This is a genomic window from Chryseolinea sp. H1M3-3, assembly GCF_029360725.1.
Lineage (GTDB): Bacteria > Bacteroidota > Bacteroidia > Cytophagales > Cyclobacteriaceae > Chryseolinea.
The window spans coordinates 333,306-359,174 of sequence record NZ_JARKMY010000009.1 but is presented as its reverse complement, the minus strand read 5'-3'; the positions used below and the strand labels follow the sequence as shown (position 1 = coordinate 359,174).

Sequence of the window (25,869 nt, the reverse complement as noted above, 5' to 3'; positions counted from 1 at the left end):
ATATCGGCAAATTAAACAACAAGGCACCGCCATCGAGGAATGTAAATTCTAGCAAAGGCGATAGCGCTATGTAAACAACTGATGCAGAAAATATTCAAGCCATGGTTAAGGAACTCCAATGGTCACTCCCATAGTCCACGGATCATCGTCGACGGGTGGGTAAGCACATGACAGTTTCCTATTACCCCTTATTTATGTTTGACGAATTAGACTTTATAATCGCGCCATTCAGCCAAACGAAATGATCACCGTTCGATCTACCATATTACTTTCTTCTCTAGCTATCTTCCTCCAGTGTTGTTCCCCAAAAACCGACGTAGAAAAGATTGATAGATTCGCACTGGTATCCCGTCATAATGTAGTGCTTCATCAATCCGATACGCTTGGATCACTCTCTGTTGGAAATGGAGAATTTGCTTTTACGGTAGATGTAAGTGGTCTTCAATCTTTTCCTGAAGACTATGAAGGTGGTATTTCTTTAGGGACACAATCACAATGGGGCTGGCACAGTGTTCCATCAAGAAACTTATACAATGTCAAAGATGTGGCGGAGGAATTTTCGTCGTGCGATGGTGCAATGATCCCTTATGCAGTTCAACACTCGAGTGGAAAAGCACGAGAAATCACCGATGTGCTCCGCGCAAATCCGCACAGGCTTCACCTTGGACTGATCGGCTTAAGCCTGTTAAAAGAAAATGGGAAGGAAGCACAACTGAATGAACTACAAAATATTCACCAGAAACTTGACCTCTGGACCGGCGAAATAGAAAGTTCCTATGAAGTGGAAGGCATTCCTGTAAAAGTGACTTTGTATGCCCATCAGGAAACCGATGCGATCGCTGCACGTATAGAGTCACCGTTAATTTCGAAAGACCGTTTAAGAATTAAAGTTACATTCCCTTATGGAAAAGAATGTCACGTATGCCCCGGATACGATTGGGACAATGTGGAAAAACATACATCTGACCTGATATTATCGGAAAGCAATCGCGCTGCCATCAAGAGAACATTGGATTCAACAACGTACTTTGCCCATCTCAACTGGAGCGAAGGGCAAATCGCCCAGGATCAACATACGTTTATTTTGAATCCTTCCGACGGAAGTCAACATTTCGAATTTTCAGTTTCGTTTCGAATGGATGATGTGAGGAAGAATTTGGATTTCAAATCAACCCAGGAAAGCAGTGTAAAACAATGGGAAAGTTTCTGGACTTCAGGAGGCGCCATCGATTTTTCAGCTTGTACGGACCCAAGAGCCAAGGAGTTGGAAAGGCGCATAATACTGTCGCAATATCTTACGAAAATTCAGTGTGCAGGTTCGTTGCCTCCGCAAGAAACCGGACTGACAATGAACAGTTGGTACGGCAAGTTTCACCTGGAGATGCATTGGTGGCATGCCGCTCATTTTGCCTTGTGGAATCGTGCGGCATGGATGGAAAAGTCAATGCCCTGGTACACCACGGTAACGCCAGAGGCAAAAGCAACTGCACAATGGCAGGGTTATGACGGGGCCCGGTGGCAAAAGATGACAGATCCTCACGGAGATGAAAGCCCATCTGATATTGGCGCATTTATCATTTGGCAGCAGCCACATCCTATATATTTAGCCGAGTTATTATATCGAAATGATTCCAGCAAGAAGACGTTGGAGAAGTACAAAGATCTTGTTTTTAATACTGCAGATTTTATGGCCTCCTTTGTGAAATTGCGCGATGGGAAGTACCGTCTATGCCATCCGTTGATTCCGGCACAGGAAATTTTTAAACCGATGGAAACAGATGATCCCGCTTATGAATTACAGTATTGGTACTACGGTTTGTCAATCGCAAGGGAGTGGCGAAAACGCCTGGGATTGCCGGCAGTGGAAAAATGGAACGACATTCTTGATAATCTTAGTCCCCTGCCTGTAAAGGATAATTTGTACTTACCCAATGCCACCACACCTGAAGCATATACCGACGATCAATATCGGAGAGACCATCCTGCGGTCGTGGGCGCATATGGTTTTTTACCCTGGAATGAACGAATCGACACGGCCATCATGAGCAACACATTTGATAACATCATGAATCGCTGGCAATGGGAAAGTACTTGGGGCTGGGATTATCCATTGTTAGCCATGACTGCCGCGCGACTTGATAAACCTGGACAAGCTATCGACGCTCTATTAATGAATGGACAGAAAAACACATATCTGGTAAATGGTCACAACTATCAGGATATGCGCCTTCGACTTTATCTGCCTGGTAATGGAGGGCTGTTGGCTGCAGTGGCCATGATGGCCGCAGGGTGGGATGGAAGTGACGGGAATAACCCGGGGTTTCCAAAAGACGGAAATTGGAACGTGCGTTGGGAAGGACTGCGAAAAATGCCTTAGGCTTCAGTCGGCAAGATATATCCTCGCCGGTATTCAAAATTTTTCCAGAGAACTTATCTGTAAAATTTTACCCTTTGTGTAAAAAAACTATATATTGCGCAATCGATTGCGCATTTTGACAAAATATTAACCCTTATCAAAATCTTATCCCAATGAAAATGACAAAAAGTGTTACACGAAGAAACTTCATTGCTGCTACGGGAGCATTGGCTGGTACGATGATGCTGGATCCGTTAAGTTCAGTTGCCGGTATACCGCTACATGCAGAAAAGAAAATGAGAATTGCCATTGTCGGAACAGGGGTACGTGCAAGAGGTATGTGGTCGAAGAGTGTACAGGAAGCATATAAAGATAAAGTGGAGTTTGTTGGGTTGTGCGATATTAATCCCGGCAGAGTTGAATATTTTAAAAAATGGACTGGCTTTACTTGTCCCACATTTACGGATTTTGAAAAGATGATGAAGGAAGTGAAACCGGATTCACTCATTGTAACAACAGTTGATGCTACCCATCACGAATTTATTATCCGGGGAATGGAGCTTGGCGCTGACATCATCACAGAAAAACCGATGACAACAGACGAGCAAAAATGTGAAGCCATTTTAGCAGCGGAGAAGAAGACAGGAAAGAAAGTTACCGTTACATTCAATTATCGCTATTCTCCTCATCGTGCACGGGTTTACGAATTACTGCGCAGTGGTACTATTGGTGATATTACTTCTGTTGATTTTCATTGGTATCTCGATACAAGTCATGGCGCTGATTACTTCAGACGCTGGCACCGCTTAAAAGAAAAAGGTGGAACATTATGGGTTCATAAAGCAACACATCATTTTGATTTGCTCAACTGGTGGCTGGAGTCCGATCCCGAAGAAGTGTATGCATCGGGCGCATTGAATTTTTATGGAAAGAATAATAGCTTCCGTCATACCAATTGCCGTCCATGCCCGCATAAAGACAAGTGTAAATTCTATTACGATATTACAAAAGACAAAGGGAACATGGAGTTGTATGTGGATCATGAAAAGCATGACGGATACTTAAGAGATGGTTGTGTCTTTAAGGAGGATATCAATATCTATGATAAGATGGCGGCTACAATCAAGTATGCAAATGGCGTACACGTAGCCTATTCGTTAACAACTTATTCTCCTTATGAAGGCTATCGAATTGCATTTAATGGAACAAAGGGCCGCATTGATGTTTGGATTGAAGAAAGCAACCCGGTAGAAGATAAGCCATACGATGAAATTATGGTAACGAAGAATTTTGGGCCTCGCGAATTCATCCGTATTCCGCAAGGAAGTGGGCACGGTGGTGGTGACAAACTTTTGAAGGACAAGATTTTTGCAGGTGTTAAAGAGGATCCGTTAAACCAATCGGCCAATGTCCGAGATGGTGCGTTGTCAATTCTGATTGGAATCGCGGCGCGTAAAAGCTGTGAGACAGGACAGGTTGTTAAGATTGCGGATCTTACCAGTATTAAACCTGGCGTTAAGAGACAATCGGCCTCAATCTAAAGGGTTCGCATCTGCGAATAAATTTGGTAGGCGCCCAAAGGAATTTGGTTGATGGTAGCGGATTGCACAAAGCAGTGCTGATCTAGTTTATGACGTAGTCTTTTACCATGCCATCGGAGCATCACCGGGCTATTCGAGTGAGTTTTTTTTCTTCAATAAATTAAGACTCATAGACAATCCTGCATTTATTGAAATCATCTGGTAGTGGAGGGCATGGCCACTTGCGTTAATAACAGGTGCAATTTGAGCGATTCCCCTAAAGGTCTTCCATCCAATGTTTACATGTACTCCTGGCTCAATAAAAAAGAGATGGGCTTGTTGCCGTGCGCTAAAATATTCGATTCCGGAATCAAAGTCGGGTTTCGTTGGGTTGGTAGGAAATCCTGACACAGTTTGTGTCTTGATATTGTGATAATAAACTTTGTTAAACTTAGTAAAGGCAGCTACCGTGATTTTAAATTTTTTAGCATTATTAAAAAGTTTGTAACTAAGGTTTGGTTGTATAAAAATATTACTTCGATCAGCTTGCATCTCGAATAGATAGTCCAGGTCGCGATTCTTGGCACCATGATGATCATTTCTAAAGGTCATGTCTCCAAATCCTCCGCCAACCAAAACTTCATAAAGAAATTTATTCTTATTTCCGAAGTAACTCAATCCAAGATTGATCTCGCGTGAATCGCCACTTCGGTCATCGGTACCCTCAGTGCCGATAAAAGGATTGACAGCTCCTACTGTCTTATATCGCATGTAGCCGGTTGTAAACACAGAGAAATTGTTGCTAAAAGCATAGCCAATTTGGGCCCCGCTTAGGTAGACATTGGCAGTCAGGTTCCCTTTTTTTTCATTTGACGGCAGATACCGTGGGCTGGCAACATATTGATACCCCGAACAGCCAGGGAGCAAAAGGAAAAATACCCACCACGCCAGCGGTCGCGATTGTAATAACATATGTTTAAGGAAATACATAACTGTTAACGCAAAAACTAGTTCTGCTAACGATCCGTTGTTCAGACTTTATACCCTTTTGCAAATATAAGGTAACTGATGCAAGCAAAAAACCATGAACTACCCAACGATAGGTGTATACGATAATGCGCTAAATAATGACACAGCAAAAATGCACTTATTTTCCGCCGATAATGTGCCACGAAATTGCACGAGCAATTTTTCAACTTCACCGTCTGCCTTGTGGATCATCGAACATTTCACCGCACGTCCTCATTCATCTCTTTTGCATACGCTTTTGTTTCATCGCGCTTCTGCGACGCTAAAGCTACAAACTGCATTCCCTGCAAAATATGATTTAAGTAAGTAGGATCTTCATAATCCTTTTTGTCGTGACCCAGCGTCGTGATCCAAATTGTACCGCCATCAAAGGTGTGGTACCAGGAAGCAGGGTAGTAACGCGCGAATGAACCAGCGTTTGCTTTCATTTTCTCTTCTTCATCCTTTCGGAGTGAAGTTAAATCGTGAGCAAGGGTAACCTTGATGCCAGGGTACATTTCTTTCATGAAATAACATTCATCTTCTTTGCTCCATGTTGAAGGAACATTTTTAACCGATGCATGCGAAGGATCTATTACTTTAATCGAAAGCGGTTGAAATTTCGGGTGCCATGCAAAGGATCCGCCAAGCATCATTTTAAACCACGTCCAGTTTCTTTCCGTGCCCAGCACAGAATGCAGGCCAACAAATCCACCGCCGGCCTCGATATATTTTCGAAATGCCAGGCGCTGATCATTGGTATCGAAAACGTCATTATTTGTGTTAGCAAATAACAGAAACGTATACTGTTTTAAATTATCTTCTGTAAAAACAGCGGCATCGTTACTGGCCACCACAGAAAAGCCTTTCTCCTTTCCTAGCTTCTCAATTGCTTTAACTGCACTTTCAATATTGTCGTGAACATATCCTTTTCCATTTTTCGTATAGACAAGAACCTTAACATTCTTCCATTTTATGTCGCCGTTTTTTTGTGCGTGAGCAAAGACTCCTACACAGAGCATCAGCAGGAATGCGATAAAGAATGGAAATTTTTTCATGATGTGATTGATAAAAATTATTTCGGCATACTGGGTCTTACTTCTATTTTGCTTGGGAGCGTTCTGGGATTCATCTGCAATAAGTCAACTACGATCTGGCCAATATCTTCCGGTTGAATTTTCCAGGACTCATCACCTTTTGAATTCGAACTGAATTCTGTCGCTACCGAACCCGGCATGATGGTCGCCACTTTTATTCCATAACTGCGGAGATCGAGCATTGCCGCTTGTGTAAATCCGACCAGGCCAAATTTGCTGGCATTGTAGGCAGATGCGCCCGCAAAGAAATTAGTCCCCGCCAAGCTGGCCATGGTAATAATATAACCTTTCGATTTTTTTAACGCCGGAATACACGCTTTTATGCTGTAGAACACACCGGTTAAGTTGGTATCAATAGTTTCGTTCCATTGTTCAATCGTCAATGTTTCAATGTTACCAAAATGACCCAGCCCTGCATTGGCGACCAATACATCGAGCGATCCCCATTTTTTCACGACGGCATCAACCGTTTTTTGTTGTGCCCCAGCATTTCGAACATCAGCTTCTATTCCGATTGATTCACCGTTTCCTATTTTGTTAAGCTTTTCAGCAGCTTCCTGCGCAGCTTTCTGTGATCTGCTGGTAATGGCAACTTTTGCACCTTCTTTGACCAGTGCTTCCGCAACACCATAGCCAATACCTTTACTTCCTCCGGTGATGAGAATAACTTTATTTTTTATTTGTTCCATAGACGGGTTTTATTAGCTGATGCAATATATAGTGATAAATGTTAAAAGTTAATGGCGTTGTTTACCGCACGTATTAACTTTTAACTGTTCACGATTAACCTTACTTTTGAGCACTTAAAAAATCATGACACACTTACTTAAATCTCATACAGGACGACTTCGAATTATTGCATTTCTAGAAGGCTGCTCGTTGCTCTTGCTAGTGTTTATCGCTATGCCTGTGAAATACTTGTTGAAAGTTCCAGAGGCAACGCAAGCCATTGGACTTATCCATGGAATTTTATTTGTCCTGTTTATTTTTGCAACGCTCTTCATCAGCATCTTACAAAAATGGAACATCGGCAGAGTGCTTATGGTTATGGCATCCTCAGTTCTTCCCTTTGGCACGTTTTATATCGACAAGAAAATTTTGAGCAAACTACCCGAGTAAATCAGGGATCTTGATTTTCCTAGTTTTTCTACATTTAATTCGTAACCTCTTGTGGTTTCGAATCCCTATTAATCCAATGCTACCCCGTGGACTTCTAGTCTATCATCCTTCTAGGGCCAGTGTAGCCTTTGTAATCCTTGCGTCAGAATCGTGCTTTTACGAAGCCGATCGAACGAATATGCATGCGTGACGCAAGCTTGAACGAAGCTCGACGCATGCTGGACTAATGTAAAGCTGATGGGCAGCAGTCAAAAGAAAACTCCCTCGCAACATGTGCGCCGCCATTCCATGTTCTGAACCTTTTAAACCCCGAACAAACGACTACGTAATCCAATGCAGGGTCTTCGGTTCAACCGGATTTTTAAAAGGCGTTTTGCTTTGCTGGGAAAGGTCCCACTGCCGTTTCAATTCATGATACCAGCGGGCTTGTGCATCAGGCTCGCCCAATAGCATCAGCGTGGGTTTTGATTTTAAGCCTTCCCCAAGTTTTTTGAAAACGCCCAGATCCTGGTGAATAAACTGCTTTCCTAATTGCCGCAGTGGCCACCAGATGAACTTGACAAAATCCAGGGAAGTATAAAAGATGTGATTAAGTTCGGTTTCATGATCATTGATCGGCGTCAGGCATGTGATGGAAATGATCTCATTCTTTCCCACCTGAATATGCTCTGTGCGTATGCCAGGTAATTGAAAATTAATTTCCGTAGAAGTTTCACCTTTCAATATCGAATAGCCTTTGGAATTGGAAGAAGGCTTATGCCGCTTCATGATAAATCCCAGATCGATGGGTTCGAATTTTTTCTCTTTCAGCTTTAATTTTTTTGCCGAGCGCCAATACCAGGATTGATGAACAAAGGTAACGTGCGCTGGATCTATTAAACCGATTACAGAATGGTCAATATCAGCAGGCATAATTACCTTCTCTACAAAAAGGAATTTTTTGCTAGCCGGTGCGAGCAGGTTTGGAATATGTTCATCCGCACCCTGTAGTTGTGTTTTATTCTGAGGAATGTAAACCCAGACGGTTCCGCTAATTTCTTTGCACGGATACTTAAAGACTTTGATTTTTTTTGTGTCGAATGTTTCATCAGCAAGCGCGGGAATTCCAGTACATACACCGGTATGATCGAATTTCCATCCGTGGTAGCAACACTGTAAAGTTTTGCCGTCATACCAACCTTGCGACAAAGGAACCCCGCGATGCGGACAGTTATCTTTCAAAGCGAAGGGTACATCATTTTCGTCTCTTCCGAAAACAATTCTTTCACCCAACACTTCTTTTGCGATCAACTTACCTTGTTTTAAAAAGGAGCCATGCATCGCAAAATACCAGAGGTTTTTAAGAAAAAGTGATTCTGTCATGTGCAGAAAATTGGGTGAAAAAGGTAAGTAAACAACTAATGGCGTAGTTTCCAAAAACCACCTGTAAGAATCTGTATTGAAAAAAAATTCCCCCTGTTATCTTTGTCGCAATCGTTTCCGATTATTTTTATTGTTTTATTTTTCAATCTTTAGGCCTTAATTGAAATCCAAAAATCATTAACTAATGAAAAGAAAACTACGCATGGGGATGGTAGGCGGCGGGCTTACCTCTTTTATTGGTCCTGTTCATCGTAAGGCAGCTGGCATCGACGGAGAAATTGAATTGGTATGTGGCGCCTTTAGTATCATACCTGGTGAATCGAAAGAAACCGGTGAAGCTTTGTACCTGAACCCGAACCGGGTATATGAAAGCTACCAGGAGATGTTTGAAAAGGAAAAAAATTTGCCCCCTGATCAGCGTATTGATTTCGTTTCAGTCGTAACACCAAACCATGTTCACTTCGGTCCCTCGCAGATGGCGCTCGAAAGTGGTTTCCATGTGCTGGTAGAAAAACCCATTGCCTTTTCGCTTGCAGAAGCAAAAACCTTAGAAAAAACTGTCGGCAAAACCGGACTTTTATTAGGACTAACACATACCTATACGGGTTATCCGCTGGTAAAAGAAGCGCGTAAAATGGTTGCCGATGGTGCCTTTGGAAAAATCAGAAAAATATATGTCGAATACCCACAGGGTTGGCTTTCAACATTGCTGGAGAAAACCGGCAATATGCAAGCATCCTGGAGAACCGATCCTAAACAGTCGGGTATGGGTGGTGCTATTGGTGATATTGGAACGCATGCAGCAAACCTTGCTGAGTACATTACCGGTCTGCAAATTACTGAGGTATGCGCGATGTTAAACACCGTAGTAAAAGGTCGTCACCTGGACGATGATAGTTCTATGTTATTACGCTTTAACAATGGTGCTTCTGGCGTGTTAATGGCGACACAGGTAGCAGCAGGTGAAGAGAATAATTTAAACATCCGTATTTATGGAGAGAAAGGCGGTCTGGAATGGAAACAGGAAGAACCAAATACAATGATTTTGAAATGGCTTGATCGGCCTAAAGAAATTATCCGTGCAGGACAAAAGTATTTGTCTGATGATGCCAAGGCGTTTACAAGAACTCCTGCTGGGCATCCAGAAGGCTACCTGGAAGCTTTTGCCAATATCTATCGTTCATTTACAAGAGCAGTACGTGACTTCAAGCCTGGCAAAAAGCTGAACATTGCAAAGTATGATTTTCCTGATGTAGCAGATGGTGTGCGCGGAATGAACTTTGTTCAGACCGTTGTAAAATCAGCGAACTCCACCCGGAAATGGACTACCCTAAAGTAGGCGAAAAAATCAATGTTTAATCTTATAAAGTATCTGTTGAGTTAAATGAAAAATCTTAAGGGGCCCGGAATATTTTTGGCGCAGTTCATGGGGGATCAGCCTCCATTTGATAATCTTAAAACTATTTGTAAGTGGGTAGCTTCGCTTGGATATGTTGGTGTACAGATTCCCGCATGGGATAGCCGTTGCATCGATCTGAAACAGGCTGCTGAGAGCAAAGATTATTGTGATGAATTCAAAGGTACCGTCGAATCCTGTGGTTTGCAGGTAACGGAATTGTCAACTCACTTGCAAGGACAGCTTGTCGCTGTACATCCTGCGTTCGGCGATATGTTCGATGGGTTTGCACCTAAGGCAGTTCGTGGAAACAATAAAGAGCGTACAGCCTGGGCGGTAGATCAAATGAAATACGCAGCAAAGGCAAGTAAAAATTTGGGCTTGAATGCCTGCGCGACTTTTTCCGGAGCACTGATGTGGCATACAGTTTATCCCTGGCCACAACGTCCTGCCGGGCTGGTCGATGATGGTTTCAAAGAGCTTGCAAAACGATGGCTCCCAATATTAAATTCCTTTGATAAAGCAGGCGTCGACCTCTGCTACGAAATACATCCGGGAGAAGATCTTCACGATGGTATCACCTTCGAGATGTTTTGGGAAGCAACAGGTAAACACACACGCTGCAACTTATTGTACGACCCAAGCCATTTTGTATTGCAACAATTGGATTATCTGCAGTACATTGACTTCTATCACACCTTTATTAAGATGTTCCATGTGAAGGATGCTGAATTTAATCCTACCGGGAAAAGCGGCGTGTATGGTGGCTATCAAAGCTGGATTAACCGTCCGGGCAGATTTAGATCACTAGGCGACGGTCAGGTGGATTTCAAAACAATCTTTTCTAAGCTCGCACAATATGACTACGATGGTTGGGCAGTACTGGAATGGGAATGCGCAATGAAACATCCGGAGCAGGGTGCTGCTGAAGGCTCTAAATTTATTAAGGATCACATGATCCGGGTAACTGAGAAGGCATTCGATGATTTTGCAGCAACCGGAAAGGATACAAAGTTCAATAAAAAAGTGTTGGGCATTTAAGAAACCTACAAATGGGGTAGATTGTTATCGATTTCCCTCATTTGTTTTTTTAAATCAAAATTTGGAGCAAGTGAAATAAAAAGTCGTAATTTAAAACCTTCATTTTTTAATCAAATCTATGAAATGTCTTCCGCGAATCGTCTTACAAAAAGCATGCGCACAGACAATTCGTTAGTAACCGATGCAGGATCGTTAACTGCTTTTTACAAACAAAGTCAAATCAAGTAAACATTAAATTAAAACCAGATGAAAAGAATATTTTTTAGTATCGTTATGATTGGCGCTGTCACCTTTGGACTTACTTCCTGTGGCGGTGGAAAAAAAGAAGAAGCGAAAGAAGAAAACACTGAAGAGGCATATGATGATTATGAAACCGCAGATGAAGATAAACCAGCTGACGATGCTGCCGCTGCTCCAGAACAAAGCAATGCTTCTCCGGAGGATCTGATTTCGCAAGGACAGGCTCTTGTTGATGCAAGTGATTGCAAAACATGTCACCATCCAACCAATAAACTTGTAGGACCAGCCCACGCAGAAGTGGCAAAAAAATACGAATTCACAAAGGCCAACGTGAGTTTACTGGCCGGAAAAATTATTAATGGCGGAAGCGGTGTTTGGGGTGAAATTCCAATGTCTCCACATGCTGATCTACCCAAGGCTGATGCTGAAAAAATGGCGATGTACGTCCTTTCTTTAGACGGCGAAAAACCTAAAGATTAATCATATTTAAACTAAACCAACGTAGAGGCTATGAGATATTTCTACCATGCGATTTTTGTGGTACTCCTATTCACTTGTACTTCAGTGACCAGTTCAGCACAAAATACACTTACGGCGAAGGAAAAAAAGGAGGGATGGCAGTTGCTGTTCGATGGCAAGTCAACATCGGGCTGGAGAAACTACAGGAGTGATAAAATTAACACACGGTGGAAAGTCTCTAACGGAGAGCTCTACCTTGACAAAACCGTCAAAGAAACTGGCGACATTATCACGGAAAAGGAATACCAGGATTATGAACTGGCAATGGATTGGAAAATAGGTGCGTGTGGAAATAGCGGCATCATCTTCAATGTGGTTGAAGATGATCAATATCAAAACACTTACCACACCGGACCTGAGATGCAAGTGCTTGACAACACCTGCCATCCCGACGCAAAGATCATTAAACATCGTGCCGGTGATCTGTATGATCTGATTTCTTGTTCCAAAGAAACTGTGAAGCCAGCAGGCGAGTGGAATTCAGTTCGCATCGTTTCAAAAAATGCTAAAATGGAATTTTGGCTCAATGGCACTAAGGTGGTCGAGTTTACCATGCACACCCCGGAGTGGGACGCGATGGTCGCAAAAAGCAAATTCAGCACCATGCCTGGCTTCGGCAAGTCTTTAGAAGGTCATATTGCATTACAGGATCACGGGGATCCCGTGTGGTTTCGGAATATCAAAATCCGTGAACTAAAATAAGGTCTCAAAAATTTTTTCGAGGCTTGAAAACCTAAAACTGTAATTCAATGAAATCTTACTTAGCGATTTTCGTAATGTTTTGCCTTTTGCTTTCCTGTGGGGAAAAGCAAAAGGCAAAAGTCCTTGTATTCTCAAAAACAAAAGGATACCGTCATGAGGCGATTGGCGTGGGCAAACTCACCCTGATTGAACTTGGAAAGCAAAATGACTTCGAAGTTGATACAACGGAGAATGCAGCTTTTTTTAATGAAGATTCCCTCAAACGTTACCGGGCCGTTATATTTCTGAATACCACCATGGACGTACTGGATCCTGTGCAGCAGGCCGACTTCAAGCGTTTTATCCAGGCAGGTGGTGGGTTCATGGGTGTTCATGCCGCAGCCGATACTGAGTATGAGTGGCCCTGGTACGGAGATCTTTTAGGCGCTTATTTCAAAAGCCATCCTAAAACGCAAGAAGCAAAATTCGTAAAAGCCAAAGAAGATGACCTGGTAAAGAATCAGCCGAAAGAGTGGGTTCGTACGGACGAGTTGTATAATTACAAAAGGATTTCCAAGGACATTAACGTACTGTATACGCTCGATGAGACTTCATACGAAGGCGGAGAAAACGGAGATTACCATCCTATCGCTTGGTATCATGAATTTGACGGAGGCCGTTCTTTTTACACAGGCATGGGACACACGCCTGAAAGTTATGCTGATCCACTTTTCAGAGATCACTTATTGCAAGGCATAAAGTATGCTATCGGTTCTAATAAACCAGATTACTCAAAAGCTAAAACAGTACGTGCGCCCGAAGAAAACCGCTTTACAAAAACGGTTTTGGATTTTAACCTGGATGAGCCAACAGAAATGGCCATTATGCCAGATGGCAAAATAATCTTCGTCGAGCGAAAAGGCGCTGTCAAACTTTACACACCGTCGGATGGCAAGGTTAATCTCATCAATACCTTTAGTGTAGGAACAAAGTTCGAAGACGGGGTAATTGGTTTAACCTTGGATCCAAACTTCGAGAAAAATAATTGGGTGTACGTTTTCTATTCACATCCACAACGTTCAGCGAACATCGTGTCGCGCTTTGTTTTTAAAGATGGTAAAATCGATCAAAGCTCCGAGAAAGAAATTCTGGAAGTAGCTACCCAACGTGAGACCTGTTGTCATACAGGGGGATCGTTGGCTTTCGGCCCCAACGGTAATCTATTTATTTCAACAGGTGATAACACCAGCCCGTTCGAGTCCGATGGCTATAGTCCTTCTGATGAGACCCCCGGACGTTCACCCTTCGATGCACAGAAATCATCCGGAAACACGAATGACCTTCGGGGAAAAATATTGCGTATCCATCCTGAACCCGATGGAAGTTATACCATTCCCGAGGGAAATCTTTTTCCGAAAGGCGAACCTAACACCAGACCTGAAATTTATGTTATGGGATGTCGTAATCCGTACCGCATTTCCGTTGATCAAAAGACAGGTTTTGTATACTGGGGCGATGTTGGACCCGACGCCGGACAAAATGATTCCCTTCGTGGGCCAAGAGGTTACGACGAACTAAACCAGGCGCAAAAGCCCGGATTTTTTGGATGGCCGTATTTTGTGGGTAATAATTATCCCTATGGAAAATATGATTTCGCTACGAAACAAGTTTCCAAGAAATGGGACGCGAAGGCTCCTCTCAATGAATCACCAAACAATACGGGTAAAAAAGAATTGCCACCTGTCAGTCCACCGTTTATCTTCTATCCTTACGACCGATCAGATGAATTTCCAATGGCGAAAGTCGGTGGAAGAAATGCCATGGCCGGACCAATTTACTATTCTGAAAATTATAAAGGAGTTGAAACAGCCTTCCCCGAATATTTTGATGGCAAGCTGATGTTTTTTGATTGGATGCGGAACTGGATTTACCTCGCAACGATGAATGACAAAGGGGCCATCACCGACATCGAACCGTTCATGCCGAATACAACATTTAACAACATTAGTGATATGGCATACGGCCCTGACGGAAAGCTTTATATGCTTGAGTACGGCACGAAATGGTTTTCCAGAAATCTTGACGCAAGGCTTGTTAGAATTGATTTCAATAAAGGTAATCGTCCTCCGGTAGCTGATTTGAAAGCAGATAAAACTTCCGGTTCAACGCCTGTAGTCGTTAACTTTTCAGCCAAAGGTTCTATTGACCCCGATGGGGATAAAGTAACGTATGAGCTTGAGGCAGGGGGTAAAAAACATTCTTCTGCTGACGGAAATTTCTCGATAACATTTGATAAGCCGGAAGTGATCAACGCCGTACTCACGGTAAAAGATGACAAGGGATCAAGTCATACGGCGTCAGCCAGAGTAGTTGTAGGTAACGAGGCACCTGTAGTTAAAACAGAGATCTCAGAAGGAAATAAAACCTTCTTCTTCCCTGGTACACCGGTAAAATACAAAGTAACGGTAAGCGATAAGGAAGACGGGTCAACAGAACAAGGAAAGATAAAGCCTGAAGAAGTAACTGTCACTTTTGATTACATGAAGGGCTTTGACATGACGCATATTGCACAGGGTCATCAGGCTGCACCTGTAGAATTGCCCGGCAAAGCGCTGATTGAAAAAAGTGATTGCAAATCCTGTCACTTGATCGACCAGAAATCTGCCGGTCCGAGTTACAAGGATGTAGCAGCAAAATACAATACGCAAAAGGGCGCGGTAGAATTGCTGGCGACAAAAGTTATCAAAGGTGGTTCCGGCGTATGGGGCACTACTGAGATGGCGGCGCATCCGCAGATCAGCGATGCCGACGCATCGAAAATGGTAGAATATATTTTGTCCTTAGCTGACTCCAAAGCGGCAAAGAAATTACCGCTAGCTGGTTCAGCTACTCCTGGAAAAGAACAAGATGGCGTGTATGTATTGACCTCTACGTATATGGATAAGGCGGTTAATAATGTTCCGTCTTTAACGTCAACAGATGCCCTTGTTCTAAGGAGTTCATTCTTACGTCCTAATGAAGCTGATGCCATCCGGATAGCAAGAAAGGCAAGCTGGCAGGGTAATCATTCGCTCCAGAACCTGTTAAACGGTGCCTTCGCTATGTATAAAAACCTTGATCTTACCGGCGTTAAAAAAGCAACGCTGATGGCGTTCATTGATCCGAGGGAATTTTCCGGTGGTGGAACTGCTGAAATTCACCTGGATAAAATCGATGGTCCTTTGTTAGGTTCTGCAACGGTTGTTGCGCCTGGAGTATCGGCGATAACAACACCAATCCAGTCAACTACCGGTCATCACGATTTATACATTGTATTTAAAAATTCTGCCGTGAAGGACCGACCTATGTTTACCTTTACGGGGATGCGATTAGAAAATAAATAGCCAGCTAAACCCTAACCACTAGAACCATGAAAAGAAGAGAATTTGTTCAAACTGCATCATTTGCCGCAGTCGGGATGCTCTCATTGCCTTCCTTTTTGGCTGCAGGAAAAGGAATGAAAAATATGGGATTGCAACTTTACACCCTGCGTGATACTGTTGGCAAAGATCCTAAAGGCGTATTAGACAAAGTAGCAAGCTTCGGCTATAAAGAGTTGGAGACTTTCAGTTATGCCGACGGAAAAATATTTGGAATGGATTTCACGGAATTTTGCAAGTATGCAAAAGGGCTGGGAATGAAGGTTACCAGTGGTCACTATGGTTTGGATAAAATCAAAGGTGACACCTGGCAAAAGGCGGTAGAGGATGCGAAAAAGAATGGCCAGAAGTTCATGGTGATGCCATACATCGCAGAACCTCAGCGCAAAACCATTGACGACTATAAAAGAATCTGTGCTGATTTGAATGCGGCCGGTGAGGTCTGTAATAAAAACGGTATCCGTTTTCAATATCACAACCATGCTTTTGAATTCGAGACTCTTGATGGTCAAATTCCATTTGATGTAATGATGAAAGAGCTCGATTCTAAAAAAGTTGGCATTGAACTGGATATTTTTTGGTTGATCAATGCTGGTCACGATCCGATAAAATACTTTGAAAAGTATCCGGGGATGTTCGAACAATGGCACGTAAAAGGAATGGACAAAAATGATCGTAACAAAAATGCAGATATCGGGACTGGTTCAATCGACTACAAACCAATATTTGAAAAAGCAAAACTTTCAGGAATGAAGCATTGGTATGTTGAGTATGACAATTTTCCGGGAACGCCTATTGATAGCGTGGCGGCCAGCGCTAAATTTTTAAAGAGTCTTTAAGATTTTTCTACAGGTTTATTTTCAAAAATGTCGGGTGAAAGCCCGACATTTTTTTTGCTCTACTTTAAGCAATGCCGTCTTCGGACGGTAACCGATAAGCCCTTGCTGCTTCCTATATAGTTTTTTTGCATATTGCAAACACTCAATTTCTCCTCTATGCGAATCGTAAATTTTATCCTGGCCATCATGTTCCTGGCTTTTGCTTTTGTTCAGATCAACGATCCTGATCCAGTGATTTGGATATTGATTTATGGCGCAATGGCAGTATTAAGTGTTATGGCGATCTTCGAATTTTATCCGAAAAAATTCATTATAGGACTTCTTGTGTTATATATCATTTACAGCTTTGTGTTTATGCCGGGCGTCGCCGAGTGGCTAAGGCAAGATGATAAAGCGTTGTTGTTTGATAACATAGCAAAAATGCAATTTCCTTATATCGAGGAAGCGCGGGAATTCTTAGGTCTGCTGATATGCATTATTGTGCTCGTTGTTTTTTTAGTCCGTTCAAGGAGCGCAACCCGCTGAGTCTAAACAGTTGCCGCAAACGATAATGTCTCGGAGCTTAACAAAAAGCTGCCTTTTCTTTTTAAATTCAGCCATTATGAGGAAAATTTTGGTGTTATTCATGGCAGGTTTACTGACTTCTTGTAGTAAGCCAATGGAAAAAATCCCTCCGGTAGCTATGGTGGAAAAATCATCAGGAAAAATTGTGATTTATCAATTGTTGCCAAGACTCTTTGGAAATAAAAAATCAGATAATACTCCTTATGGCACGCGAGACGAAAACGGCGTTGGGAAGTTTAACGACATAAACTCGAAGGCGCTAAAGTCCATTAAGGAGATGGGAGTTTCTCATATCTGGTATACAGGTATCATCGAACATGCCACGCTCACTGATTATACTTCTTACGGAATTCCATTGGACGATGCAGATGTTGTCAAAGGAAGAGCAGGATCTCCTTATGCTATCAAAGACTACTATGATGTAGATCCGGATTTAGCCATGAGTGTCACGGCCCGAATGAAAGAATTTCAACAGCTGATCAGCCGCACCCATGCGGAAGATATGAAGGTCATTATTGATTTTGTGCCCAACCATGTAGCGCGCAAATATAAATCAGATGCCAAACCTGCGGGCATTAAAGATCTTGGAGAAAATGATGACGACTCTTTATCCTTCAGTCCTAACAACAACTTTTATTATTTACTCGGTCAATCATTTCAAGTACCTCGTGGCTATGAATCACTGGGGCGGGGAAATAGTTTTCCAACAAAAGATGGAAAGTTTGAAGAAACTCCCGCGAAGGCTACCGGCAACAACGTCTTTGATGGCAGTCCCAAAATAACAGACTGGTTTGAAACAGTGAAGCTGAACTATGGGGTTGACGTTTTAAACGGGAACAAAAAAAATTTTGATCCTATTCCTGATACCTGGACAAAAATGAAAGACATCCTTGTATTTTGGACAAATAAAAAAGTAGATGGCTTTAGATGCGACATGGCCGAAATGGTGCCCGTTGAGTTTTGGAATTGGGTCATTCCCCAGATAAAAGAAATTAATCCTGAGATTCTTTTTATTGCAGAGATTTATAACCCTGGTGAATATAAGAATTACATCACCAACGGAAAGTTTGATTTTCTGTATGATAAAGTTCAGCTATATGATACACTTCGGTTGTTAATAAATGGTGAACGAAGTACAACGGATATCCATGATATTTATCAAAGCCTTTCCGGCATCAATGACAACATGCTCCATTTCCTGGAGAACCACGATGAGCAACGTATCGCGTCGAAATTCTTTGCAGGCGACATGTGGAAAGCTGCACCCGCCATGGTGATCAGCGCGACGATAGACCGAGGGCCAGTGATGATTTATTGTGGACAGGAAGTGGGTGAGCCAGGCGCTGGAGCTGAAGGGTTTCAAAGTGATGATGGACGTACCACGATCTTCGATTATTGGGGCATGCCGGAACACCAGAAGTGGATGAATGGTGGTGCCTTCAACGGTGATTCCTTGAGCATGGAGCAGAAACAACTTCGCCAGTTTTATAGTGACTTGTTAAATTTAGCAAGTAAAAATCCAGCGATCAATCAGGGAGGTTATCTTGATTTGACCGCATTCAATATTGCCGCAGGTAACTTCGATAATAAAGTACATGCATTCATTCGTTTTGCCGGCGAAGAGCGATTGCTCATTGTCAATAGTTTCAACGCAAAAAACCAGCCTATTAAAGTTCAACTTTCACAGGATGCCATCGCCACCCTGGGCCTCGATCCATCCGGCGCCTATATCGCCCGTGATTTATTATGGAGGGAAGCAGAAGTAGGATTCAACAAGGATTTTTTATTCGAGTTGAATTGCAAACCTTACAGTTCATATATCTTTAAAATCAAATAACCTTGTGCATTTGAAGCCGACAACTTTCATAAGCGCCTTACTGATTTGCGCGGCAACCTTTTCCTGTAAAAGAACAAATCAATCGACTGTAGCAGAATGGCCTTACGGTGTAAAATATGAAATCTTCGTTATGTCTTTTGCAGACGGCGACGGCAATGGCAAAGGAGATTTCCGGGGACTTACAAGCAAGTTGGATTATCTGAAAGAGCTTGGGATAAACGGAATATGGCTGATGCCTATCATGCCTTCAGATACTTATCACAAGTACCACGTTATCGACTATAAAAATATTGACCCTGATTACGGAACGTTGGCAGATTTCAAAATATTTATTGATGAAGCGCATAAGCGTGGTATAAAGGTTATAACTGATTTTGTAATCAATCACACTGGGAATTTGCACCCGTGGTTTCTCGAAGCACAAAAAGGAAAGGACAATCCTTACCGGGATTATTATGTATGGGCAAATAAAGATTCCATCAGAAATCAGATTTTTAAAAAACCTGTTTCATTTGATTCGGATAACATACGCAAGTGGCACCCGGTTAATGGAGATACATTAAGCGAGCATTATTACGGATACTTCAATGGTCTTTGCCCCGATTTGAACCTGGATAATCCGAAGGTGAAAGAAGAAATTCTAGACATCGCAAGATTCTGGCTCAACGATGTTAAGGTTGATGGCTTTCGCATTGATGCTGCCCGCCACATTTTCATGGATGAAAGAGCAAAAGACAATCATGATTTTTGGGTCTGGTTTCAGGAGGAGATGGAAAAAATAAAACCGGATGTGTACCTGGTAGGAGAGGTATGGTCGGATGCGAAGACCGTGGCGCCTTATCTCAAAGGTCTTCCTTCCTTATTCAATTTTGATCTTGGTTACGCTATAACAAATGTGGCAAATGCTCAAAGAGATACCATCGGACTGGTTAAAACTTACAAAGACATCAGCGATTACTACAAATCGATTACCTCAGAATATTTGGACGCCACTTTTGTCAAGAACCATGATCAGACTCGTTTGTTAACTGAGTTGAAGGGTGATCAAAACAAGGCGCGGATGGCTGCTTCGCTTTTACTGACTTTACCTGGAACACCTTATTTGTATTACGGCGAAGAAATTGGCATGCTGGGAGACAAGTTAAAAACATACGAAGATTTTTTTGGCCCTGATGCATACGTGCGAGAGCCTTTTATTTGGGATATGGATCAAAAGGACCCAGCTCAAACCTCGTGGGAGAAACCGGCGTTCAGCACGGATGAAACAGTAGTGCCCGCAAAACTGCAAGAGGATGATCCAAATTCCCTGTTAAATTTTTATAAACGAATGATCCGGTATCGGAATGCAAGTCTGCCGCTGACACGTGGAGACATCGAATATTCCGGAATCGATGTTTCTGAAATTGTAAGTTTTAAAAGAATATTTAACGACCAGACAGAATTTGTAATGCACAATGTTTCTGATGTTGAAGTAACGATTAATCTCAAAGAAAAGAACATCGATCTCAAAGAGGTTGCTTTTGCCACCAGCGAGAACTACATATTAAAGGAGGGAATATTAGAACTTCCTGCTCACACTACAGTAATTTTAAAATAGATGGAGTTAAAAGGACAATCACGTGTAATCATAGAAAATGTTCAACCGCAGGTAGACGAGGGGTTATATCCAGCAAAAAGGACGATAGGAGAACGTGTTGATGTCTCAGCGGATATTTTTACAGACGGGCATGATCACATTCGTGCCCGACTGTTGTACAAAAAAGAAGGCGAGGCGAAATGGCACGAAAAGGAAATGCAACACGTCATGAATGATGAATGGCGTGCGTCTTTTTATGTAGAAGAAAAAGGTTTGTACCGATTCACCCTGCAAGCCTGGATTGATCACTTTGATACGTGGTACGACGGATTCAAGAAGAAGGTAAATGCACACGTAGACGTTCACCTTGAGTTAGAGGAAGGTGCGCATTTTTTGCAAAACCTTGCCAATAATAATGCTGGCCTCAAGACTATTTCAAAAAAACTCAAAGCTGAGTATGCTTCGGCGGTCGACTATGTGATGACTCAGGAGTTTGCTGCAGTTGTTCATAACAATCCACTAATACAACATGCGCATACCTATCATAAGCAGTTAAAAGTAATTGCTGAACATGATAAAGCAAATTTCAGCGCATGGTATGAACTTTTTCCGAGATCAGCCTCTCTCCATGGTGAACATGGGAATTTCAATGATGTAATCCGGCTACTACCACGGGTGGCTTCCATGGGGTTTGATGTGCTGTATCTTCCGCCTATTCATCCCATCGGAAAAGTGAATCGTAAAGGAAAGAATAACAACGTGACGGCTGAAGCTGGCGAGCCTGGATCTCCCTGGGCGATTGGAAGTGATGAGGGGGGCCATGAATCTGTTCTCCCGGCGCTGGGCACCCTTGATGATTACCGGCGGTTGATTTTGGAAGCTAAGAAACACAACATCGATATAGCACTTGATATCGCTTTCCAGTGCGCACCCGATCATCCTTATGTAAAGGATCATCCGGAATGGTTTAAACAACGCCCCGATGGATCGATCCAGTACGCAGAAAACCCACCCAAGAAGTATCAGGACATTTATCCTTTTAATTTTGAAACAGAGAATTGGCTTTCTCTATGGAATGAATTAAAATCCGTGATCACTTTTTGGATTGAACAAGGCGTTAAGATTTTTCGCGTCGATAATCCACATACTAAACCTATTCCTTTTTGGGAGTGGGCAATACATGAGGTGAACAAAGAATATCCCGATATAATTTTTTTGGCAGAAGCTTTTACGCGTCCTAAAGTTATGGCATCGCTGGCCAAGATCGGGTTCACGCAATCGTATACTTATTTCACGTGGCGTGTAACAAAACAAGAGCTGACAGAATACATGAATGAATTGGTGTTCGGTCCGTCACGAAATTATTTCAGGCCAAATTTCTGGCCAAATACGCCTGATATTCTGCCATATCATTTACAATATCAGGGAGAAAATATTTTTATCATTCGACTGGCGCTGGCGGCAACGCTTGCTTCCAATTATGGAATCTATGGACCTGCGTATGAATGGCATGATAACATTCCCGTGCAGGGTAAAGAAGAATATTATAATTCAGAGAAATACGAAGTCAAACACCATGATTGGAAAAAGACCAATCGGATGACTGACATCATCGCCCTTGTTAATGCGGCAAGAAAAAATAATAAGGCATTGCAGTCAACCTGGAATCTTCAGTTTTGTTTTATAGAGAATGAGAATCTGCTGGCTTATCTTAAAGCAACCGATGATTTATCAAATATCATGTTGGTTGTTGTCAACCTCGACCCCAATACAAGACAATCCGGATACCTGCAGCTTCCATTAGGCACGCTGCGAATTAATGGTGGAGTTAATGTAAAAGTTCATGATGTTATTACCGATGAACAATACACCTGGACTCAGGAATGGAATTATATTGAGCTTGATCCCTATAAGATGCCATTCCACCTATTTAAATTAGAAGTACACGAATCATTCATGTGATGACTACACCACCTAAAAGCAACGACGCACTTTGGTTTAAAGATGCTATTATCTATGAAGTATCGGTGCGGGCTTTTTTTGACAGCAACGCTGATGGAATTGGAGATTTTCAGGGCTTGATTCAGAAACTCGACTACCTGGAAGACCTGGGCATCAACACTATTTGGCTGCTGCCTTTTTACCCATCGCCCTTAAAAGATGACGGCTTTGATGTTGTGGATCATATGGATGTTCATCCTGATTACGGCACATTATCGGATCTAAAGCAATTCTTGAAAGAGGCTCATCGCAGGGGCCTGCGCGTTATTACCGAATTGATTTTAAATCACACGTCTGATCAACATCCATGGTTTAAGCGATCTCGCAAAGCAAAACCAGGAACCCGTTATCGCGATTTTTATGTTTGGAGTGATACGCCTGAAAAATACAAAGAAGCACGCGTCATTTTCACATCTGAAGAAAATAGCAATTGGACATGGGATGCAGATGCGAAAGCTTATTACTGGCACAGGTTTTTCCGTCACCAGCCTGAATTGAATTTCGACAACGCCGAAGTTCAACTGGAACTGATCAAAGTTGTTGATTTCTGGATGAAGCTCGGAGTCGACGGCTTTCGGCTTTCTTCTGTGCCCTACCTGTATGAAGCGGAGGGAACGAGTTGTGAAAATCTTCCTCAGACACACGTGTTCCTGAAACGGCTGCGTGCCCACATCGATAAAAATTATAAAAACAGAATACTCATTGCAGAGGCAAATTTATGGCCGGAAGACGCTGCCGATTATTTTGGTGAAGGACATGAATGCCACATGAACTTTAACTATCCTTTAATGCCGCGTATGTTCCTGGCGTTGCGTACAGAAGATAGTTATCCAATCATCGACATCATGGAGCAGACGCCGGAAACGCCTCCGAATAGTCAGTGGGCACTCTTCTTACGCAATCATGATGAGCTTGGTCTTGAAATGGTAACGGAAGAGGAAAAGGACTACCTCTTTAAAGCCTATGCCAATGATGCCAATACAAAATTCAACATGGGTATTCGCCGCCGGCTGGCACCATTGATGAACAATGACAGGAGAAAAGCAGAGTTGCTCCATGCGATCCTTTTTTCATTGCCCGGCTCTCCGGTGTTATACTATGGCGATGAAATCGGAATGGGAGACAATGTGTACCTCGGCGACAGATATGGCGTGCGTACACCCATGCAGTGGGATATGAATTTAAATGCAGGATTCTCAACAGCGAATCCGCAGCGCCTGTATTTACCCATCATTACAGATCCAGCCTATCGACATGAAACTGTAAACGTCGCTGCCCAGGAGGAAAACCCCTCTTCATTTTTATGGTGGATGAAGAACATCATTTCAATGCGCAACCGACTAAACATATTTGGGCGCGGAGAGATGAAGTTTTTAGAAAGTACAAACGCCAAAGTACTGGCGTTTGTAAGAACCTATGAAAAGCAACGCATCATTGTTGTTGCTAACTTATCTCAGTTTTCTCAATCTACCATCATCAATCTTTCGGAATACAAGGGATGCGACATTACTGAAGTTTTTAGCCAAAACCGTTTCCTGAATGTCGAGAATGGAGATTACCCGATAACCATCGGACCTTATGGATACTTCTGGTTCCAGGCCGATGTGCCTGAGAAAAAAGAAAAAGAAGCCAGTGGGGAATTACATTTATTAAAAACTGAAGTATCGTGGGAAAAATTATTTGACAACTACAATGAACTGCGTTTTCTCGAAAGAAAAATTCTGGTGCCATTCATGAAGAAATGCCGCTGGTTTGGAGGAAAGGCAAAAGTGGTAAGTAAAGTAAGTATCCAGAAAGCCGTTTCCCTTAAGGTCGACGGTGATACACACTTCCTTTCCGTCATTGAAGTGCACTATGCACAAGGCTTGCCGGAGTTATATTTTCTCCCCCTTGCTTTTCTTCCATCCGACAGCATCATGGAGCGTGTAGAGTATACGGTACAAAGTGTGGTCTGCCGCGCAGAAATTCAAGGCAAGGCCGGGTTTATCATGGATAGCAGTTATGATAAACATTTCCGTGACTTCCTGTTTATAAGTATGGGTAAGGAGTTGAAATTGAGAGATGATGAAGGCGGCACGTTGTTATTTAATAGTGGTGTATTTGCCAAGATTGATGTTAATAAAATAATCGACTCTAAAATTCTAAAGGCAGATCAGAGTAATACGGCTATCATATTCAACGATCAATACTTTTTCAAATTCTATAGGAAACTGGAGCATGAAATCAATCCTGAACTTGAGATTGTTAGATTTTTGTCTGAGCATACGACCTTCAGAAACTCGCCCCGGTATGCGGGCAGTGTGGAATACCATCAGGACGGCAAGGTTATCGTTTTTGGTCTTTTGCAGGAGCGTGTTGAAAACCAAGGTGAAGCATGGACCATGTCTGTGGATTCTGTTGGAAGATTCTACGAACGTGTAATGGCTAAGGCAAAGACAATTAAACTCCCTAAGCTGATCAACAAAGCATCTATCAGGTTTGAAGACGCGCCGGATGTCATCCAGGAATTCATTGGCCGCGGGTTTTATGAACGAATGGTACGCCTGGGTACCCGTACCGCAGAAATGCATTTAGCATTAGCATCCAATTCAGCAGATCCGTCATTTGCGCCCGAAAACTTTACAGCGAACTACCAGCGTTCACTATACTCATCGTTGCGAAGATTGGTGAAGGACAGATTTAATTTGTTGAACAGTACCCTATCTAAGCTTCCACCCGAAGTGCAGGAGTTTGCTAAAAAAGTTCTGGACCTCGAGGATGATATTCTGGAGTGTTTCAGTGAAGTATACCAATTGAAGATCAAAGCTAGTAAGATCAGAATTCACGGCGATTACCATCTCGGACAAGTTTTGTTTACTGGAAAAGATTTTGTTATCATCGATTTTGAAGGCGAACCAGGCTTATCTTTTAGCGAAAGAAGGTTGAAGAAAAGTGCACTTAAAGACGTGGCCGGAATGATGCGTTCAATTCATTATGCCGCCTTCGGTAAAATTTTACTGAATGAAAATTACCGCGAACGTGATCGCGAATTCTTAGAAAATTGGGCCGAACAATGGCAACATTATGTAAGCCGTTTTTACCTGGGCGCCTACATGGAGCGAATGAATATGGGTGTGTCATTGTCGGCGGAGGATGACGTGCTCATTCGTACCTTCCTGCTTGAAAAAGCAATCTATGAATTGGGATATGAACTTAATGGAAGGCCTGACTGGACAATCATTCCTTTAAGGGGAATTCATTATATTATGAAACGGTATCACGAGGAGAAAGAGGAGCGAAAGAAAAAATAACGTT

General features: G+C 42.6%; 18 protein-coding genes. 14 read left to right on the top strand and 4 right to left on the bottom strand.

Features of this window, described 5'->3' with window-relative positions:
* Positions 1-241 precede the first annotated feature (241 nt).
* Entirely contained in the window at positions 242-2,377 is a 2,136-nt protein-coding gene (locus P2W71_RS16130) for a hypothetical protein (protein ID WP_276372311.1), read from the top strand.
* 152 nt (positions 2,378-2,529) lie between these two features.
* Positions 2,530-3,897, top strand: coding sequence for a Gfo/Idh/MocA family oxidoreductase (locus P2W71_RS16125; protein WP_276372310.1), 1,368 nt, complete (start codon positions 2,530-2,532; stop codon positions 3,895-3,897).
* Positions 3,898-4,026: 129 nt separating this feature from the next.
* Here the strand turns inward: P2W71_RS16125 and P2W71_RS16120 are convergent, their stop codons facing one another.
* From P2W71_RS16120 to P2W71_RS16110, 3 genes are all read right to left on the bottom strand, one after another.
* A complete protein-coding gene (locus P2W71_RS16120; RefSeq protein ID WP_276372309.1) occupies positions 4,027-4,848 on the bottom strand; it encodes a hypothetical protein in 822 nt (273 codons plus the stop codon).
* Positions 4,849-5,105: 257 nt separating this feature from the next.
* Positions 5,106-5,942, bottom strand: coding sequence for a ThuA domain-containing protein (locus P2W71_RS16115; RefSeq protein ID WP_276372308.1), 837 nt, complete (start codon positions 5,940-5,942; stop codon positions 5,106-5,108).
* 17 nt (positions 5,943-5,959) lie between these two features.
* Entirely contained in the window at positions 5,960-6,670 is a 711-nt protein-coding gene (locus P2W71_RS16110) for an SDR family oxidoreductase (protein ID WP_276372307.1), read from the bottom strand.
* A gap of 124 nt (positions 6,671-6,794) precedes the next feature.
* On the opposite strand from P2W71_RS16110, the gene P2W71_RS16105 reads away from it, so the two are divergent.
* A complete protein-coding gene (locus tag P2W71_RS16105; RefSeq protein ID WP_276372306.1) occupies positions 6,795-7,100 on the top strand; it encodes a DUF3817 domain-containing protein in 306 nt (101 codons plus the stop codon).
* A gap of 321 nt (positions 7,101-7,421) precedes the next feature.
* Here the strand turns inward: P2W71_RS16105 and P2W71_RS16100 are convergent, their stop codons facing one another.
* Entirely contained in the window at positions 7,422-8,462 is a 1,041-nt protein-coding gene (locus P2W71_RS16100; RefSeq protein ID WP_276372305.1) for an aromatic ring-hydroxylating dioxygenase subunit alpha, read from the bottom strand.
* Positions 8,463-8,646: 184 nt separating this feature from the next.
* Here P2W71_RS16100 and P2W71_RS16095 point away from each other — a divergent pair, with 184 nt between their 5' ends.
* From P2W71_RS16095 to treS, 11 genes are all read left to right on the top strand, one after another.
* Complete coding sequence (locus tag P2W71_RS16095; RefSeq protein WP_276372304.1) at positions 8,647-9,801, top strand: Gfo/Idh/MocA family oxidoreductase; 1,155 nt, start codon at positions 8,647-8,649, stop codon at positions 9,799-9,801.
* Between the two features lie 45 nt (positions 9,802-9,846).
* Positions 9,847-10,899, top strand: a complete 1,053-nt coding sequence (locus tag P2W71_RS16090; RefSeq protein WP_276372303.1) for a sugar phosphate isomerase/epimerase — start codon at positions 9,847-9,849, stop codon at positions 10,897-10,899.
* Between the two features lie 246 nt (positions 10,900-11,145).
* On the top strand, positions 11,146-11,619 hold the full coding sequence (locus P2W71_RS16085) for a c-type cytochrome (protein WP_276372302.1): 474 nt from the start codon (positions 11,146-11,148) through the stop codon (positions 11,617-11,619).
* A 30-nt stretch (positions 11,620-11,649) separates the two neighbouring features.
* Positions 11,650-12,360, top strand: coding sequence for a DUF1080 domain-containing protein (locus P2W71_RS16080; protein WP_276372301.1), 711 nt, complete (start codon positions 11,650-11,652; stop codon positions 12,358-12,360).
* A 47-nt stretch (positions 12,361-12,407) separates the two neighbouring features.
* Positions 12,408-15,722, top strand: coding sequence for a ThuA domain-containing protein (locus P2W71_RS16075; RefSeq protein ID WP_276372300.1), 3,315 nt, complete (start codon positions 12,408-12,410; stop codon positions 15,720-15,722).
* 26 nt (positions 15,723-15,748) lie between these two features.
* Positions 15,749-16,597 (top strand): TIM barrel protein, encoded by an 849-nt coding sequence (locus P2W71_RS16070; RefSeq protein WP_276372299.1) that lies wholly within the window; start codon positions 15,749-15,751, stop codon positions 16,595-16,597.
* Positions 16,598-16,753: 156 nt separating this feature from the next.
* Positions 16,754-17,122, top strand: a complete 369-nt coding sequence (locus P2W71_RS16065) for a transmembrane 220 family protein (protein ID WP_276372298.1) — start codon at positions 16,754-16,756, stop codon at positions 17,120-17,122.
* A gap of 76 nt (positions 17,123-17,198) precedes the next feature.
* On the top strand, positions 17,199-18,998 hold the full coding sequence (locus tag P2W71_RS16060) for an alpha-amylase family glycosyl hydrolase (protein WP_276372297.1): 1,800 nt from the start codon (positions 17,199-17,201) through the stop codon (positions 18,996-18,998).
* A 130-nt stretch (positions 18,999-19,128) separates the two neighbouring features.
* Positions 19,129-20,595, top strand: coding sequence for an alpha-amylase family glycosyl hydrolase (locus P2W71_RS16055; protein ID WP_276372295.1), 1,467 nt, complete (start codon positions 19,129-19,131; stop codon positions 20,593-20,595).
* Positions 20,596-22,536: an alpha-1,4-glucan--maltose-1-phosphate maltosyltransferase gene (locus P2W71_RS16050; protein WP_276372294.1), complete on the top strand. Its 1,941-nt coding sequence runs from the start codon at positions 20,596-20,598 to the stop codon at positions 22,534-22,536.
* Positions 22,536-25,865: a maltose alpha-D-glucosyltransferase gene (treS, locus tag P2W71_RS16045; protein WP_276372293.1), complete on the top strand. Its 3,330-nt coding sequence runs from the start codon at positions 22,536-22,538 to the stop codon at positions 25,863-25,865. Before P2W71_RS16050 ends, treS begins: the two co-directional genes overlap by 1 nt.
* Positions 25,866-25,869: the final 4 nt, after the last annotated feature.